An 18198-nucleotide genomic window follows, 5' to 3' on the forward strand; every position below is an offset into this window, starting at 1 on the left:
AAAACATTATTTTAATAACGCATGTTTAATGAGCGCTTGCACAATGATTAACGTTGCGCTGCTGATTATACTAAATCACGGTTTCATAGCGTCTGATAAATTATTATGCATTCTTATTATCAGTAATTTATCACCAGGAATATCTACCCAATAATAATAAAAATTTAATGTACCCGAGGTAATTAGAATGATTCTGGATACAGTTGTCGAGAAAAAGAAAGGCACGCACACCCGTTACTTAATATTGCTGATAATATTTATCGTTACAGCCGTTAACTATGCGGACCGTGCAACGCTGTCAATTGCCGGCACGGAAGTGGCGAAAGAGTTACAGCTCAGTGCCATCTCAATGGGGTACATTTTCTCCGCTTTCGGCTGGGCTTACCTGTTAATGCAAATCCCCGGTGGCTGGCTGCTGGATAAGTTCGGTTCAAAGAAAGTCTACACCTACAGCCTGTTCTTCTGGTCGCTGTTTACTTTCCTGCAGGGCTTTGTAGACATGTTCCCGCTGGCCTGGGCGGGTATTTCAATGTTCATCATGCGCTTTATGCTGGGCTTCTCGGAAGCGCCGTCCTTCCCGGCGAATGCCCGTATCGTGGCGGCCTGGTTCCCGACGAAAGAGCGCGGTACGGCGTCCGCAATTTTTAACTCCGCACAGTATTTCTCTCTGGCGCTGTTTTCGCCGCTGCTGGGCTGGCTGACCTTCGCCTGGGGCTGGGAACACGTCTTTACCGTGATGGGCGTGATTGGTTTTGTGCTCACCGGACTGTGGGTAAAGTTTATTCATAACCCAACCGATCACCCGCGTATGTCGCAAGAAGAGCTGAAGTTTATCTCTGAAAACGGCGCGGTCGTGGATATGGACCATAAAAAGCCGGGTGATGTGAAGTCAGGCGGTCCTAAATTGCATTATATCAAGCAGTTGCTCACTAACCGTATGATGCTCGGCGTGTTCTTCGGACAGTATTTTATCAACACAATTACCTGGTTTTTCCTCACCTGGTTCCCGATTTACCTGGTACAGGAAAAAGGCATGTCGATTCTGAAAGTGGGCCTGGTGGCTTCGATTCCTGCGCTGTGCGGATTTGCCGGTGGCGTACTCGGCGGCGTGTTCTCTGATTATCTGATTAAACGTGGCTTCAGCATCACTCTGGCACGTAAGCTGCCGATTGTGCTCGGAATGCTGCTCGCCTCGACCATTATTCTGTGTAACTACACCGATAACACCACCCTGGTGGTGGCACTGATGGCGCTGGCGTTCTTCGGTAAAGGCTTCGGGGCGCTGGGGTGGCCGGTGATTTCCGATACTGCGCCGAAAGAGATTGTCGGTCTGTGCGGTGGGGTATTTAACGTATTTGGCAATGTGGCTTCCATCGTCACGCCGCTGGTGATTGGGTATCTGGTGAGCGAGCTGCACTCATTTAATGCTGCGCTGATGTTTGTAGGGTGCTCGGCGCTGATGGCAATGGTTTGCTACCTGTTTATTGTCGGTGACATTAAACGTATGGAATTGCAGAAATAAACAAAGGTGTAAGCGATGAATAACACGATTTTTCCGAATAAGTTTAAAGCGGCTCTCGCGGCGCAACAGATTCAGATTGGCTGCTGGTCTGCATTAGCCAGCCCAATCAGTACCGAAGTTTTAGGCCTGGCGGGTTTTGACTGGCTGGTGCTGGACGGCGAACACGCGCCGAACGACATATCGACGTTTATCCCGCAATTGATGGCGCTGAAAGGCAGCGCCAGCGCGCCGGTAGTGCGCGTACCGACCAACGAGCCGGTAATTATCAAACGCCTGCTGGATATCGGATTTTACAACTTCCTGATCCCGTTCGTGGAGACGGAAGAAGAGGCGGTGAACGCCGTGGCGTCGACCCGCTATCCGCCGGAAGGTATTCGCGGCGTGTCCGTATCCCATCGCGCCAATATGTTTGGCACCGTACCGGACTACTTTGCGCAGTCGAATAAGAACATCACCATCATCGTGCAGATCGAAAGTCAGCAGGGCGTTGATAACGTTGACGCAATCGCGGCGACAGAAGGCGTCGACGGGGTCTTCGTCGGCCCAAGCGATCTGGCTGCGGCGTTAGGCCACCTCGGCAATGCGTCACACCCTGATGTGCAGAAAGCTATCCAGCATATTTTTGCCCGCGCGAAAGCACACGGCAAACCAAGCGGCATTCTGGCCCCGGTAGAGGCGGATGCGCGTCGTTATCTGGAGTGGGGCGCGACGTTTGTTGCCGTTGGCAGCGATCTTGGCGTGTTCCGTTCAGCCACGCAAAAATTGGCTGATTCTTTTAAGAAATAACCCCCTCGACAGTAGAGAGAGATAAAGACATGACAATGAAAGTTGGTTTTATTGGCCTCGGTATTATGGGTAAACCAATGAGTAAAAACCTCCTCAAGGCAGGTTACTCGCTGGTGGTTGCTGACCGTAACCCGGAATCCATTGCGGAAGTGATTGCCGCAGGCGCAGAAACCGCCGCCACGGCGAAAGATATTGCCGAGCAGTGCGATGTGATCATCACCATGCTGCCGAATTCTCCGCATGTGAAAGAAGTGGCGCTGGGAGAGGGCGGCATTATTGAAGGGGCGAAACCGGGGACAGTGCTGATCGACATGAGCTCCATCGCACCGTTAGCCAGCCGTGAAATCAGCGACGCGCTGAAAGCGAAAGGCGTGGATATGCTGGACGCGCCGGTAAGCGGCGGCGAACCGAAAGCCATCGACGGTACTCTGTCGGTGATGGTTGGCGGTGATAAAGCGATTTTTGACAAATATTACGATCTGATGAAGGCGATGGCAGGTTCCGTGGTACATACCGGTGATATCGGCGCGGGTAACGTCACCAAGCTGGCGAATCAGGTGATTGTGGCGCTGAACATTGCGGCGATGTCGGAAGCGCTGACGCTGGCGACCAAAGCGGGCGTAAACCCGGATCTGGTGTATCAGGCGATCCGTGGTGGGCTGGCGGGAAGCACCGTACTGGATGCGAAAGCGCCGATGGTTATGGACAGAAACTTTAAGCCGGGTTTCCGTATCGACCTGCATATTAAAGATCTGGCGAACGCGCTGGATACCTCTCATGGCGTTGGCGCTCAGTTACCGCTGACTGCTGCAGTCATGGAGATGATGCAGGCGCTACGCGCAGATGGGCTGGGCACCGCCGATCATAGCGCACTCGCATGCTACTACGAAAAACTGGCGAAAGTGGAAGTCACTCGCTAACAAGAAGGGCGCGGATGCGCGCCCTGTATTTCTTGCCTTGCGCGGCACTGTCAGGCTACATAACTATGAAAATCGTAATTGCCCCAGACTCTTATAAAGAAAGCCTTTCTGCCACCGAGGTAGCTCAGGCAATAGAAAAAGGATTTCGGGAAATTTTCCCCGATGCGCAATATGTTTCTGTCCCGGTTGCCGATGGCGGTGAAGGAACGGTCGAAGCCATGATTGCCGCTACGCAGGGGAGTGAACATTCAGCGTGGGTGACAGGGCCGCTGGGCGAAAAAGTGAATGCCTGCTGGGGCATGTCTGGAGATGGTAAAACCGCGTTTATCGAAATGGCGGCAGCCAGCGGTCTGGCGTTAGTTCCTCCTGAAAAGCGTAACCCGTTAGTCACCACGTCGCGCGGCACCGGGGAGTTGATTTTGCAGGCGCTGGATAGCGGTGCGCAGAGCATCATTATTGGTATTGGCGGCAGTGCGACCAACGACGGCGGCGCGGGTATGGTGCAGGCGCTGGGGGCGAAACTCTGCGACGCCAACGGGACAGAGATTGGCAACGGTGGTGGAAGCCTGGAGAGTCTGAACACCATCGATATAACGGGCCTGGATCCGCGCTTAAAAACCTGCTCAATTCGCGTGGCCTGCGATGTGACCAATCCACTTACCGGCGTTACTGGCGCTTCGCGCATTTTTGGCCCGCAGAAAGGGGCGACGGAAGAACGCATTATCGAACTAGACCGCAATCTGTCTCACTATGCCGACATCATTAAAAAATCGCTGCGGGTTGATGTGAAAGACGTTCCAGGCTCTGGTGCGGCTGGCGGAATGGGTGCCGCATTAATGGCTTTTTTAGGTGCGGAGCTGCGCAGTGGTATTGAGATTGTGACCCAGGCACTCAATCTGGAAGAGCATATTCATGACTGTACGCTGGTGGTGACCGGAGAAGGGCGGATTGACAGCCAGAGCATTCACGGCAAAGTGCCGGTGGGGGTGGCGAATGTCGCGAAGAAGTACCACAAGCCGGTAATTGGTATTGGCGGTAGCCTGACGCGCGATGTGGAGGTGGTGCATCAATATGGTATCGATGCGGTGTTTAGCGTATTAACCACCATCAGCACGCTGGAAGAGGCCTTTCGTGGGGCATTTGATAATATTTATCGCGCTTCAAGAAACATCGCCGCCACGTTGGCGATAGGAATGCGCAGTGCGGGGTGACAATGCCCCGCAAACCCTCTATACTGCGCGCCGAAGCTGACCAGACAGTCGCCGCTTCGTCGTCGTCCTCTTCGGGGGAGACGGGCGGAGGGGAGGAAAGTCCGGGCTCCATAGGGCAGGGTGCCAGGTAACGCCTGGGGGGGAAACCCACGACCAGTGCAACAGAGAGCAAACCGCCGATGGCCCACGCAAGTGGGATCAGGTAAGGGTGAAAGGGTGCGGTAAGAGCGCACCGCGCGGCTGGTAACAGTCCGTGGCACGGTAAACTCCACCCGGAGCAAGGCCAAATAGGGGTTCACAAGGTACGGCCCGTACTGAACCCGGGTAGGCTGCTTGAGCCAGTGAGCGATTGCTGGCCTAGATGAATGACTGTCCACGACAGAACCCGGCTTATCGGTCAGCTTCACCTCTTTATAAAACCCCGCTTCGGCGGGGTTTTTTGCTTTATAGGCAGACTGTCCACGACGCTATGCTCAAAAGAACTCGGCTTATCGGTCAACTTCACTCTTTATAAAAACCCCGCTTCGGCGAGGTTTTTACTTTGTAGGCAAGTGAGATGAATGACTGTCCACGACGCTATGCTCAAAAGAACGCGGCTTATCGGTCAACTTCACTCTTTATAAAACCCCGCTTCGGCGAGGTTTTTTGCTTTATAGACCGGATAAGACGTTTACACTGCCATCCGGCAGACGTTTTTCCTGTCGTGTTGTAGTTGGTTCACCACGAATCTGGCCTTTATTTCCCATTAATCTCATCGTTATTTGACCTTTATTTACGCATTGGGCTTCTTTTATCTGAGGGAATGTCTCGCGGGATAATTCATTTTTTGTGATGACTAGCACAAAACGCTGCGCGATACGTTTTTATCGAGAATAATCGAACGCAATCGATCGCCATCACAAAATTACTGGCTGATAAATTGTACAAAACTACTGTTAATGCAATGTTGCATGTGATGATTATTTGTATGTTTTGGTTTAAATATTAATAAATGCAATGTTTCTTTACAAACAAATAAGGCTAAAAAACGTGATGCATAACGTTATTTGACCACTATAAACGATAAAATATAATTATATTTGATAAGTTGCTTATTAAATTTAAGCGCTGTTTTGCCTGGTAATTACTCTGTAATTGATTGAAATATAGCCTTTCGTGGTTTTAAGAAATAGCAGGGAAAATGGTGTTGTTATAGCCATAAAAAATCGTTATCCCCCCATCTTTTTTTGATTAAAGTCAGGATAAAGTGAGATCGATATTTCATATCTATATGATTATTAAGTGATTTCAATTTAAATAATAGTCTTACAAAATGTAAGTCAAGGGGATTTGTGAGTGGTAGCACATATCCTCGTTCGCTTAATTTGGTACACTTCCTGCCGTCAACAAAGTAATTAGCGCAGGTCGATATGAATACTATTACACTCCCTAAAACACAGCACTTAGTGGTCTTTCAGGAAGTCATTAGAAGCGGTTCTATCGGCTCAGCTGCAAAAGAATTAGGTTTAACTCAACCGGCTGTCAGCAAAATCATTAATGATGTAGAAGCTTATTTCGGTATTGAGTTAGTCGTACGCAAAAATACTGGTGTGACATTAACTCAGGCAGGTCAGGTTATGCTCTCATGGTCTGAATCTATTACCCGTGAAATGAAGAACATGGTTGATGAGATGAACAGCATGACGAGCAATGCGGTCGTTGATGTGTCGTTTGGCTTTCCTTCACTGATTGCCTTCACCATCATGTCCGGCATGATTAAAAAATTCAAAGAAGTGTTCCCGAAAGCGCAGGTTTCCATGTATGAAGCTCAGCTCTCCTCGTTCTTACCTGCGATTCGTGACGGGCGTCTGGATTTCGCGATCGGTACGCTGAGTGATGAGATGAAACTGCACGATCTGCATGTTGAACCGCTCTTTGAGTCAGACTTCATCCTGGTTGCCAGCAAGTCCCGAACATGCACCGGCATCACCTCGCTGAGCGCGTTGAAAAACGAACAGTGGGTGTTGCCACAAACGAATATGGGGTACTACAGTGAACTTCTAACCACGTTACAAAATAATGGCATCAGCAGTGAAAACATCGTTAAAACAGACTCCGTCGTTACGATTTATAATCTTGTTCTCAATGCTGATTTCTTAACAGTAATTCCCTGCGATATGACCACACCATTTGGCTCAAACCAGTTTATTACTATCCCGGTAGAAGAAACCTTACCCGTCGCGCGTTATGCCGCCGTATGGTCGAAAAATTATCGAATTAAAAAAGCAGCATCTATTTTGGTGGAATTAGCCAAAGAGTATTCATCATATAATTGTCGGAGACGAAGGCAATTAATTGAAATTGATTAAAGATTGAATTTGTTTTAACACGAAATCAACGCCATCTGTCTATTTCTGACAATGGTCACGGCTATCTATTTACTTTAATACCCTAGTAAGAGGTTCTAATGCACATTACATACGATCTCCCAGTTGCAATTGAAGATATCCTCGAAGCGAAAAAAAGACTGGCGGGGAAAATTTATAAAACGGGAATGCCTCGCTCTAACTATTTTAGTGAACGTTGCAAAGGGGAAATTTTCCTCAAGTTTGAAAATATGCAGCGTACCGGTTCATTTAAAATCCGTGGTGCGTTTAACAAGCTCAGTTCATTAACCGAAGCTGAAAGATGTAAGGGCGTGGTGGCTTGCTCTGCAGGTAACCATGCGCAAGGGGTTTCTCTCTCCTGCGCCATGCTCGGAATCGACGGCAAAGTGGTCATGCCGAAAGGCGCGCCGAAGTCTAAAGTTGCTGCAACCTGCGATTATTCCGCAGAGGTTGTGCTGCACGGCGACAACTTCAACGACACCATCGCTAAGGTTAGCGAGATTGTGGAAACTGAAGGCCGTATCTTTATTCCGCCATATGATGACCCGAAAGTGATTGCTGGTCAGGGCACTATTGGTCTGGAAATTCTGGAAGATCTGTACGATGTCGATAACGTGATTGTGCCAATTGGCGGTGGTGGACTGATTGCTGGTATTGCAGTGGCAATTAAATCTATTAACCCGACTATTAAAATTATTGGCGTACAGTCTGAAAATGTTCATGGCATGGCGGCTTCTTTCCACGCTGGAGAAATAACCACGCACCGAACGACCGGCACCCTGGCGGATGGTTGTGACGTTTCCCGCCCGGGTACTTTAACGTATGAAATTGTTCGTGAGTTGGTGGATGACATTGTCCTGGTCAGCGAAGATGAAATTCGCAACAGCATGGTGGCATTAATTCAGCGAAATAAAGTTGTGACTGAAGGTGCCGGCGCGCTGGCTTGCGCAGCATTATTAAGCGGGAAATTAGATAGCTATATCCAGAACAGAAAAACAGTCAGCATTATTTCTGGCGGTAATATCGACCTTTCTCGTGTATCTCAAATTACTGGTTTAGTTGACGCTTAATATACTTCGTTGAGGATAGGATATGAGTACTACTGATAGCATTGTATCCAGCCAGACAAAACAGTCGTCCTGGCGCAAATCGGACACCACCTGGACACTGGGTTTATTTGGTACCGCCATCGGCGCCGGGGTGCTGTTCTTCCCTATCCGCGCAGGTTTTGGCGGACTGATCCCCATTCTGATAATGCTGGTGTTAGCATACCCCATCGCCTTCTATTGCCACCGTGCGCTGGCACGCCTGTGTCTTTCCGGTTCTAACCCTTCCGGTAACATCACAGAAACGGTTGAAGAGCACTTTGGTAAAACGGGCGGCGTGGTTATCACGTTCCTCTACTTCTTTGCGATTTGTCCGCTGCTGTGGATTTATGGCGTCACCATTACCAACACCTTTATGACCTTTTGGGAAAACCAGTTGCAGATGCCAGCGTTAAACCGTGGCTTCGTGGCACTGTTCCTGCTGCTGCTGATGGCATTCGTCATCTGGTTTGGTAAGGATCTGATGGTTAAAGTAATGAGCTACCTGGTATGGCCGTTTATTGCCAGCCTGGTGCTGATCTCTCTGTCTCTGATTCCTTACTGGAACTCTGCGGTTATCGATCAGGTTGATCTCAGCAATATCGCTCTGACTGGCCATGACGGCATCCTGGTTACCGTGTGGCTGGGTATTTCCATCATGGTGTTCTCTTTCAACTTCTCACCTATCGTTTCTTCCTTCGTGGTCTCTAAACGTGAAGAGTATGAGAAAGATTACGGTCGCGAATTTACTGAGCAGAAATGTTCAAAAATCATCTCCCGCGCCAGTATGCTGATGGTTGCCGTGGTGATGTTCTTTGCCTTTAGCTGCCTGTTCACGCTCTCTCCGGCAAACATGGCGGATGCGAAAGCGCAGAACATTCCAGTACTGTCTTACCTGGCGAACCACTTCGCTTCACTGTCCGGTTCGAAGTCTACCTTCGCGACCGTTCTGGAGTACGGCGCTTCAATCATCGCACTGGTTGCTATCTTCAAATCTTTCTTCGGCCACTACCTGGGCACGCTGGAAGGTCTGAACGGTCTGGTACTGAAGTTTGGTTACAAAGGCGATAAAACTAAGGTTTCCGCTGGCAAACTTAATACCATCAGCATGATCTTCATCATGGGCTCCACCTGGGTTGTGGCTTACGCCAACCCGAACATCCTGGACCTGATTGAAGCAATGGGCGCGCCGATTATTGCCTCTCTGCTCTGCCTGCTGCCGATGTATGCCATCCGTAAAGCGCCGTCACTGGCGAAATACCGTGGCCGTCTGGATAACGTGTTTGTTACCGTGATTGGTCTGCTGACTATCCTGAACATTGTCTACAAACTGTTTTAATCCTTAAGCTCAGGATGAGCGGAGTAGTGAAATGAATGAGTTTCCGGTAGTACTGGTTATTAACTGTGGTTCGTCTTCCATTAAATTCTCAGTGCTGGATGCAGCGAACTGTGAAGTTTTAATGGCGGGAATCGCGGACGGTATTAACTCTGAAAATGCGTTCATAGCAATTAATGGAGGAGAGCCAGCTAAGCTGGCTCACCACAGCTACGAAGACGCATTAAAAGCAATCGCCGTTGAACTGGAAAAACGTAATTTAATGGACAGCGTGGCCTTAATTGGCCACCGCATTGCCCACGGTGGAAATATCTTTACCGAATCAGCAATTATTACTGACGACGTTATCGATAATATTCGCCGGGTATCGCCTTTAGCACCGTTACATAATTATGCGAACCTCAGTGGGATTGAATCCGCACAGCACCTTTTCCCAGGCGTGCAGCAGGTTGCGGTATTTGATACCAGCTTCCACCAGACGATGGCCCCTGAGGCCTATCTTTACGGTCTACCGTGGAAATATTTTGAGGAGTTAGGCGTTCGTCGTTATGGCTTCCACGGCACGTCGCACCGCTATGTATCTCAGCGAGCGCATGAGCTTCTTGAGCTGCAGAGTGATGACTCAGGTCTGGTTGTGGCTCACCTGGGGAACGGCGCGTCAATCTGCGCGGTGCGTAACGGGCAGAGCGTTGATACCTCAATGGGCATGACGCCGTTGGAAGGGTTGATGATGGGCACACGCAGCGGCGACGTCGATTTCGGCGCCATGGCGTGGATTGCCAGCGAAACCAACCAGACGCTGAGCGACCTTGAGCGCGTTGTGAATAAAGAGTCCGGTTTACTGGGTATTTCCGGTTTGTCCTCTGACTTACGTACGTTAGAAAAAGCCTGGCACGAGGGACATGAGCGTGCGCAGTTGGCGATTAAAACGTTTGTGCATCGTATCGCGCGCCATATCGCCGGACATGCCGCTTCGCTGCATCGTCTTGATGGGATTATTTTCACCGGTGGAATAGGTGAGAACTCGGTATTAATTCGTCGTCTGGTTATTGAACATCTCGCCGTTTTAGGGGTGAATATCGACAGCGAGATGAATAGCCTGCCAAATTCCCATGGCGAAAGAATTATCTCTAATAAAGATGCTCGTGTTATTTGTGCGGTTATTCCCACAAATGAAGAGAAAATGATTGCGCGTGATGCCATTGCGTTAGGCAAAATTAATATACCAGTAGAATTTGCATAATTAATTTTCAGCAGAGAGATTATTTTTCATGAAGGTAAATATCGATACCAGCGATATGCTGTATGCCGAAGCCTGGAATGGCTTTAAAGGTACGGACTGGAAAGAAGAAATTAATGTCCGTGATTTTATTCAGCACAACTATACGCCTTATGAAGGGGATGAATCTTTCCTCGCCGAAGCAACGCCAGCGACCACTGCATTGTGGGAAAAAGTCATGGCGGGCATCCGTATTGAAAACTCGACGCACGCGCCGGTTGATTTCGATACCAATATTGCCACCACGATAACCGCACATGATGCGGGTTATATTGAACAAGAACTGGAAAAAATCGTCGGTCTGCAAACGGATAAGCCGCTCAAGCGCGCTCTGCATCCGTTTGGCGGCATCAACATGATCAAAAGCTCTTTTGATGCTTATGGTCGTGAGATGGATGCTGATTTTGAATACCAGTTTACTGAACTGCGTAAAACCCATAACCAGGGCGTATTCGACGCCTACTCTCCGGATATGCTGCGCTGCCGTAAATCCGGCGTGCTGACCGGTCTGCCGGACGGCTATGGCCGTGGTCGTATCATCGGCGACTATCGTCGCGTCGCGCTGTACGGTATCCGCTACCTGGTACGCGAGCGTGAACTGCAGTTTGCCGATCTCCAGTCGAACCTGGAGTGGGGCCAGAATCTTGAAGCCACGATTCGCCTGCGCGAAGAGCTGTCTGAGCACCGTCGCGCCCTGCTGCAGATGCAGGAAATGGCAGCGAAGTACGGCTGCGATATCTCCCGCCCGGCGCGTAATGCGCAGGAAGCGGTGCAGTGGGTTTACTTTGCTTACCTGGCTGCGGTGAAATCTCAGAACGGCGGCGCAATGTCGTTGGGCCGTACCGCATCGTTCCTCGACATCTACATTGAGCGCGATTTCAAAGCGGGAATTTTAAACGAGCAGCAGGCGCAGGAGCTGATCGACCACTTCATTATGAAGATCCGTATGGTGCGCTTCCTGCGTACGCCGGAATTCGACACCCTGTTCTCAGGCGACCCTATCTGGGCGACTGAAGTTATCGGCGGCATGGGGCTGGATGGCCGCACGCTGGTAACGAAAAACTCGTTCCGCTACCTGCATACGCTGCACACTATGGGACCGGCGCCTGAGCCGAACCTGACGGTGCTGTGGTCTGAAGCGCTGCCGATTGCCTTCAAAAAGTACGCCGCCCAGGTGTCTATCATCACCTCGTCTTTGCAGTATGAAAACGACGATTTGATGCGTGCCGACTTTGACAGCGATGACTATGCCATTGCCTGCTGCGTAAGCCCGATGGTTATCGGCAAACAAATGCAGTTCTTCGGTGCGCGTGCCAACCTCGCCAAAACGTTGCTGTACGCAATCAACGGCGGCGTGGATGAGAAGCTGAAAATTCAGGTTGGGCCGAAAACGGCACCGCTGATGGATGACGTGCTGGATTACGATACGGTGATGGAGAGCCTGGACCACTTTATGGACTGGCTGGCCGTGCAGTACATCAGCGCACTGAACATCATCCACTATATGCACGACAAGTACAGCTATGAAGCTTCGTTGATGGCGCTGCACGATCGTGATGTCTATCGCACGATGGCTTGTGGTATGGCGGGTCTGTCCGTGGCGGCGGATTCTCTGTCGGCTATCAAATACGCCCGCGTGAAACCGATTCGTGATGAAAACGGTCTGGCTGTCGATTTCGAAATCGAAGGCGACTATCCGCAATACGGCAACAACGACGAGCGAGTAGACAGCATTGCCTGCGACCTGGTCGAACGCTTCATGAAGAAAATTAAAGTGTTGCCAACCTACCGTAACGCGGTGCCGACGCAGTCCATCCTGACCATCACCTCCAACGTGGTGTACGGACAGAAAACCGGTAACACACCGGACGGACGTCGCGCAGGTACGCCGTTTGCACCAGGGGCTAACCCGATGCACGGTCGCGATCGTAAAGGCGCGGTTGCGTCGTTAACCTCGGTGGCCAAACTGCCGTTTACCTATGCCAAAGACGGCATCTCGTACACCTTCTCCATTGTGCCGGCTGCACTGGGCAAAGAAGATGGGGTGCGTAAAACCAACCTGGTTGGTCTGCTGGACGGTTACTTCCACCATGAAGCGCATGTGGAAGGTGGGCAGCATCTGAACGTTAACGTTATGAACCGTGAAATGTTGATGGATGCTATTGAGCACCCGGAAAACTATCCAAACCTGACGATCCGCGTGTCTGGCTATGCGGTGCGCTTCAACGCGTTGACCCGTGAACAGCAGCAGGATGTTATTTCACGTACTTTCACCCAGGCGCTCTGACGCCGGAGGGATTATGAGAAAAGTTATTGCAACCGAATGTGCGCCAGGGGCGATTGGGCCTTACGTACAGGGGGTGGATCTGGGCAGCATGGTGTTGACGTCAGGTCAAATCCCGGTGTGTCCACAGACCGGTGAAGTGGCAGAAAACGTGGCCGATCAGGCACGTCAAAGCCTGGAAAACGTGAAAGCGATCGTCGAGTCCGCAGGTTTGAAAGTGAGCGATATCGTGAAGACTACCGTTTTCGTATCCGACCTGAACGACTTCGCCACCATTAACCAGGTGTACCAGCAGTTCTTTGATGAGCATCAGGCTATCTACCCCACGCGCAGTTGCGTACAGGTCGCCCGCTTACCAAAGGATGTGAAGCTGGAGATTGAAGCCATCGCCGTACGTGGCGACACGCTGTAATCCCTTGCGGGGCGATCTCAGGATCGCCCCAATCCTTAATGAGTGTGAAACCTGGTCTTCACTGAACGGCAATCCGAGGGTGTGGATATGATTAGCGCATTCGATATTTTCAAGATTGGCATTGGACCTTCCAGCTCCCATACCGTGGGGCCAATGAACGCAGGTAAAAGCTTTATCGATCTGTTGGTCAGCAGCGGCGAACTCCCCAGAACCACGCATATTGTGGTCGATCTTTACGGATCGCTTTCCCTGACCGGGAAAGGTCATGCGACAGATGTCGCGATCATGATGGGGCTGGCCGGTAACAGTCCGCAAAACGTTAATATAGACTCAATCGCTGGTTTTACTCAGGAAGTGGCCCGTACCGGACGTTTGCCGGTTGCTGAGGGCACGCATGTTGTCGATTTCTCTCCAGATGAAAATATTCTCTTTCATACCGAAACGCTGCCACGCCATGAAAATGGCATGCGTATCACCGCGTGGAACGGCACCGAGAGGCTATTAAGCAAAACCTATTACTCCGTCGGCGGTGGTTTTATCATTGAAGAGGAGCAATTTGGGCAGGTGCATGATGTTGAAGCACACGTGCCCTACAATTTTCATTCCGCCAGCGAACTGCTGAAACTGTGCGAGCGCAATGGGCTGTCTGTTTCCGGCTTGATGATGCAAAACGAGCTGGCGATGCGCAGCAAAGAGGAAATCGATGCTGGCTTTGCCGCCATTTGGGACGTCATGCACGCCGGGATTGAGCGCGGCATGAACACCGAAGGCGTCCTGCCGGGGCCGCTTAACGTTCCGCGTCGCGCCGTGGCATTACGTCGGTTGCTGGTTTCCAGCGATAATCTGTCCAGCGATCCGATGAACGTTATTGACTGGATCAACATGTTCGCGCTGGCCGTGAGCGAAGAAAACGCCGCCGGGTGCCGGGTTGTGACGGCGCCGACCAACGGTGCATGTGGGATTATTCCCGCCGTATTGGCCTATTACGACAAGTTCCGCCGTCCGGTGAATGCGAACTCCATTGCCCGCTATTTGCTGGCCGCGGGGGCGATAGGCGCGCTGTATAAGATGAACGCCTCTATTTCTGGTGCTGAGGTGGGCTGCCAGGGTGAGATTGGCGTAGCCTGTTCAATGGCGGCTGCCGGGCTGACAGAACTGCTGGGCGGTAGCCCGTCGCAGGTCTGTATCGCAGCGGAAATCGCCATGGAGCATAACCTGGGGCTGACCTGCGATCCGGTAGCCGGACAGGTGCAAATACCGTGCATTGAACGTAATGCGATCAACGCAGTAAAAGCCGTCAACGCCGCGCGCATGGCGCTACGTCGAACGTCAGAACCACGCGTTTCGCTCGATAAAGTGATCGAGACCATGTATGAAACGGGCAAAGATATGAACGACAAATACCGTGAAACCTCACGCGGTGGGCTGGCAATTAAAGTGGTTTGTACCTGAGGTGAAAAGCCGTGCCTGGTAAGCGCAGCGCTATCCAGCAATAAATTAATCAATATGACCTGATAAAAAAGGTGCACGTTAGTGCGTAATGCTTGTCAGTTAACGAGGATGAGTGGCAGTAGCGATAATGGAAAGTGGCACATACGGAGGTAATGAATCTGTTGCCTCCGGCGTATTGCTACGTTCACCTTAGTGATATCACTTCTCTGAGACAATACGACCTGTGAACGTGTTAAGGGTACTATCGCCGTACCCTTAACAATCCCGGCTCCCGGCGGGAAAATTGCCGCTCCGCGGTCCCCTCCGTTTATTCCTCCAGGCTACCGGGCCGGGCGCGAGGTAGCGTCCCTGCAAAACGCGCCCTGAACCCGCATCCCTGCGGGTTCTCCCGGCCTTACGGAAACACGTCGGCAATTTTCAGCCGGACCAGCCCACACCTGACCCCCTGCGTTTTTTATCTGAACAGCAAAACAGAGTTAACTGGAAGTCAGTGCACCGTGCACGTTCACGGGTATCTGCGTTTCAGAAAAGTGATACCACTGAGGTGAACGGAACCCTGAGCCGAAATCACATGTTCTCCATAATGCTTAACTGACTGGCATTACATGTTAGTGCGCCTTTTTTGTTGTGATCTGCTTCAAATATAGAAATTCAATTCTTTATATGGAAATAAAAGAGAAAATATTTCTTAACTTTTAGAAATTACAGGGGTTTGTTTGTGAAGTTTTTCTCTGATCCTGCGCGTATGATTTCCTCATTACTCCAATAGCTCACCTGCACTGTAGTACTGCGTATCGCATTGAGGCAGTACGAAAAAAATATAAAAACCTCTACCTACACATTGAGCGGAAAATTATGGAAACGGCAACGAATAACAGCGTAATACTCGACGCATCTGCTCCGGCACGTCGGGCGGGAATGACCGAAAGTGAATGGCGCGAAGCCATTAAATTCGACAGCATGGACACCGGCTGGGTCATTATGAGTATCGGTATGGCAATTGGTGCGGGGATTGTTTTTCTTCCCGTCCAGGTGGGTTTGATGGGGCTGTGGGTGTTTTTGCTCTCCTCTATCATCGGCTACCCAGCCATGTATCTGTTCCAGCGTCTGTTTATTAATACGCTGGCTGAGTCCCCAGAGTGTAAAGACTACCCGAGCGTAATCAGCGGCTATCTGGGTAAGAACTGGGGCATCCTGTTAGGTGCGTTGTATTTTGTGATGCTGGTTATCTGGATGTTCGTCTATTCCACCGCCATCACCAACGATAGCGCCTCTTACCTGCATACTTTTGGTGTTACTGAAGGGTTACTGTCCGACAGCCCGTTCTATGGCCTGGTGCTGATTTGCATCCTGGTGGCTATCTCGTCCCGCGGGGAAAAACTGCTGTTTAAAATCTCCACCGGTATGGTACTGACCAAGCTGCTGGTGGTGGCGGCGCTTGGCGTGTCGATGGTTGGGATGTGGCATTTATATAACGTAGGTTCACTGCCGCCGATGGCGCTGTTGATCAAAAACGCGATTATCACGCTGCCGTTTACCCTGACCTCGATTCTGTTTATTCAGACCTTAAGCCCGATGGTTATCTCCTATCGTTCTCGCAATAAATCCATTGAAGTGGCACGCCATAAAGCCCTGCGAGCCATGAATATTGCGTTCGGTATTCTGTTTGTGACCGTCTTTTTCTACGCCGTTTCCTTCACGCTGGCGATGGGCCATGACGAAGCGGTTAAAGCTTATGAGCAGAACATTTCCGCTCTGGCGATTGCCGCGCAGTTTATCAGCGGCGCGGGTGCTGGCTGGGTGAAAATCGTCAGCGTTATTCTGAACATCTTTGCCGTAATGACCGCTTTCTTCGGCGTTTACTTAGGGTTCCGTGAAGCCACCCAAGGGATCGTGATGAACGTGCTGCGCCGCAAAATGCCAGCCGAGAAAATCAATGAGACCCTGGTTCAGCGCGGCATTATGGTTTTCGCTATCCTGCTGGCGTGGGGAGCCATTGTGCTCAATGCGCCGGTACTGAGCTTCACTTCTATTTGTAGCCCTATCTTCGGCATGGTGGGATGTCTGATCCCGGCCTGGCTGGTCTACAAAGTTCCTGCACTGCACAAATACAAAGGCGCTTCCCTGTATCTGATTATTGTCACGGGCCTGCTGCTGTGCGTTTCTCCGTTCCTGGCATTTTCCTGAGATATCTGAGCAAAGGTTGTTGTTATGTTTGAGACTACATTGAATCCATTATGGGATAGTTTTATCCGCGCGGTGCAGGAAGAAGTTAAGCCTGCGCTGGGCTGCACGGAACCTATCTCTCTGGCTCTGGCGGCAGCGGTCGCCTCCTCTGAGCTGGACGGCGCGGTTGAACGCATTGATGCGTGGGTCTCACCGAACCTGATGAAAAACGGCATGGGCGTTACCGTGCCGGGTACCGGAATGGTTGGGCTGCCTGTCGCGGCGGCACTGGGTGCGCTGGGGGGAAATGCCCACGCCGGTTTAGAGGTACTGAAAGACGCCTCGCCTCAAGCGATTGCCGATGCGAAAGCGATGCTTACCGCCGGGAAGGTCGCGGTGATGCTGCAGGAGCCATGCGAGGACATTCTCTTCTCCCGTGCGAAGGTCTATAGCGCTGAAGGATGGGCGTGCGTGACGATTGTTGGTGGTCATACCAACATTGTGCACATTGAGACCAATAAGGGCGTGGTGTTCACGACAGAACAGAACGCTCAGGAAGAGGAGCAGGAGTCACCGCTGGCGGTATTGTCCCACACGTCGCTGGAAGAGATTCTGGCGTTCGTGAACGCGGTACCGTTTGAGTCAATCCGCTTTATTCTCGATGCGGCGAAACTGAACGGTGCGCTGTCCCAGGAAGGGCTGCGCGGTAACTGGGGCTTGCACATCGGAACCACGCTTGAGAAGCAGTGCGCGCGTGGCCTGCTGGCGAACGATCTCTCCACCTCTATTCTGATCCGCACCAGTGCGGCATCGGATGCGCGAATGGGCGGGGCGACGCTTCCGGCAATGAGCAACTCGGGCTCTGGTAATCAGGGGATTACCGCGACCGTTCCGGTAATGGTGGTGGCTGAGCACTTTGGTGCGGATGAAGAAAAACTGGCGCGTGCGCTGATGTTGTCTCACCTGAGCGCTATCTACATCCATCATCAGCTTCCGCGTTTGTCTGCACTGTGTGCGGCAACCACGGCGGCGATGGGCGCCGCGGCGGGGATGGCGTGGATTGTTGATGGTCGCTACAACACCATCGCGATGGCAATCAGCAGCATGATTGGCGACGTGAGCGGAATGATTTGCGATGGTGCCTCAAACAGCTGCGCGATGAAAGTTTCAACCAGCGCATCTGCGGCGTGGAAAGCGGTGCTGATGGCGCTGGATGATACCGCTGTGACCGGCAATGAAGGGATTGTGGCGCACAACGTGGAGCAATCTATCACGAACCTGTGTGCGCTGGCGTGTCGCTCGATGCAGGAAACCGACAAGCAGATCATTGAGATCATGGCCAGTAAGGCACATTAATCTGCAGGCCGGGTAAGGCGGAA

Annotated in this window: 13 protein-coding genes and 1 other RNA gene; all 14 read left to right on the forward strand. The window is 51.2% G+C overall.

The window, feature by feature from the left end; all coding sequences use genetic code 11:
* Positions 1-187: 187 nt before the first annotated feature.
* Complete coding sequence (garP, locus tag HVZ39_RS02760) at positions 188-1522, forward strand: galactarate/glucarate/glycerate transporter GarP (protein WP_003024898.1); 1335 nt, start codon at positions 188-190, stop codon at positions 1520-1522.
* Between the two features lie 15 nt (positions 1523-1537).
* Entirely contained in the window at positions 1538-2308 is a 771-nt protein-coding gene (garL, locus tag HVZ39_RS02765) for a 2-dehydro-3-deoxyglucarate aldolase (protein ID WP_005131731.1), read from the forward strand.
* Positions 2309-2337: 29 nt separating this feature from the next.
* Positions 2338-3228, forward strand: coding sequence for a 2-hydroxy-3-oxopropionate reductase (garR, locus tag HVZ39_RS02770; RefSeq protein WP_016154635.1), 891 nt, complete (start codon positions 2338-2340; stop codon positions 3226-3228).
* Between the two features lie 65 nt (positions 3229-3293).
* On the forward strand, positions 3294-4439 hold the full coding sequence (garK, locus tag HVZ39_RS02775; RefSeq protein WP_094762011.1) for a glycerate 2-kinase: 1146 nt from the start codon (positions 3294-3296) through the stop codon (positions 4437-4439).
* Positions 4440-4471: 32 nt separating this feature from the next.
* An RNA gene (rnpB, locus tag HVZ39_RS02780) (RNase P RNA component class A) lies at positions 4472-4848 on the forward strand.
* A gap of 1000 nt (positions 4849-5848) precedes the next feature.
* Complete coding sequence (tdcA, locus tag HVZ39_RS02785) at positions 5849-6787, forward strand: transcriptional regulator TdcA (RefSeq protein WP_003828596.1); 939 nt, start codon at positions 5849-5851, stop codon at positions 6785-6787.
* A gap of 98 nt (positions 6788-6885) precedes the next feature.
* On the forward strand, positions 6886-7875 hold the full coding sequence (tdcB, locus tag HVZ39_RS02790) for a bifunctional threonine ammonia-lyase/L-serine ammonia-lyase TdcB (RefSeq protein ID WP_003828594.1): 990 nt from the start codon (positions 6886-6888) through the stop codon (positions 7873-7875).
* Positions 7876-7897: 22 nt separating this feature from the next.
* Positions 7898-9229 carry a threonine/serine transporter TdcC gene (gene tdcC, locus HVZ39_RS02795; RefSeq protein ID WP_016154633.1) on the forward strand — a complete coding sequence of 444 codons (1332 nt, stop codon included), beginning with the start codon at positions 7898-7900 and terminating at the stop codon, positions 9227-9229.
* Positions 9230-9260: 31 nt separating this feature from the next.
* Positions 9261-10469 (forward strand): propionate kinase, encoded by a 1209-nt coding sequence (tdcD, locus tag HVZ39_RS02800; protein WP_016154632.1) that lies wholly within the window; start codon positions 9261-9263, stop codon positions 10467-10469.
* A 28-nt stretch (positions 10470-10497) separates the two neighbouring features.
* A complete protein-coding gene (pflB, locus tag HVZ39_RS02805; RefSeq protein ID WP_016154631.1) occupies positions 10498-12792 on the forward strand; it encodes a formate C-acetyltransferase in 2295 nt (764 codons plus the stop codon).
* A 13-nt stretch (positions 12793-12805) separates the two neighbouring features.
* Entirely contained in the window at positions 12806-13201 is a 396-nt protein-coding gene (locus HVZ39_RS02810; protein WP_016157544.1) for an enamine/imine deaminase, read from the forward strand.
* A gap of 87 nt (positions 13202-13288) precedes the next feature.
* Entirely contained in the window at positions 13289-14653 is a 1365-nt protein-coding gene (tdcG, locus tag HVZ39_RS02815; RefSeq protein ID WP_019077758.1) for an L-serine ammonia-lyase, read from the forward strand.
* Between the two features lie 855 nt (positions 14654-15508).
* Entirely contained in the window at positions 15509-16840 is a 1332-nt protein-coding gene (locus HVZ39_RS02820; protein ID WP_016157542.1) for an amino acid permease, read from the forward strand.
* 24 nt (positions 16841-16864) lie between these two features.
* On the forward strand, positions 16865-18175 hold the full coding sequence (locus HVZ39_RS02825; RefSeq protein ID WP_016154627.1) for a serine dehydratase subunit alpha family protein: 1311 nt from the start codon (positions 16865-16867) through the stop codon (positions 18173-18175).
* Positions 18176-18198: the final 23 nt, after the last annotated feature.

The sequence above is a fragment of the Citrobacter sp. RHB35-C21 genome (assembly GCF_013816515.1).
Lineage (GTDB): Bacteria > Pseudomonadota > Gammaproteobacteria > Enterobacterales > Enterobacteriaceae > Citrobacter > Citrobacter braakii.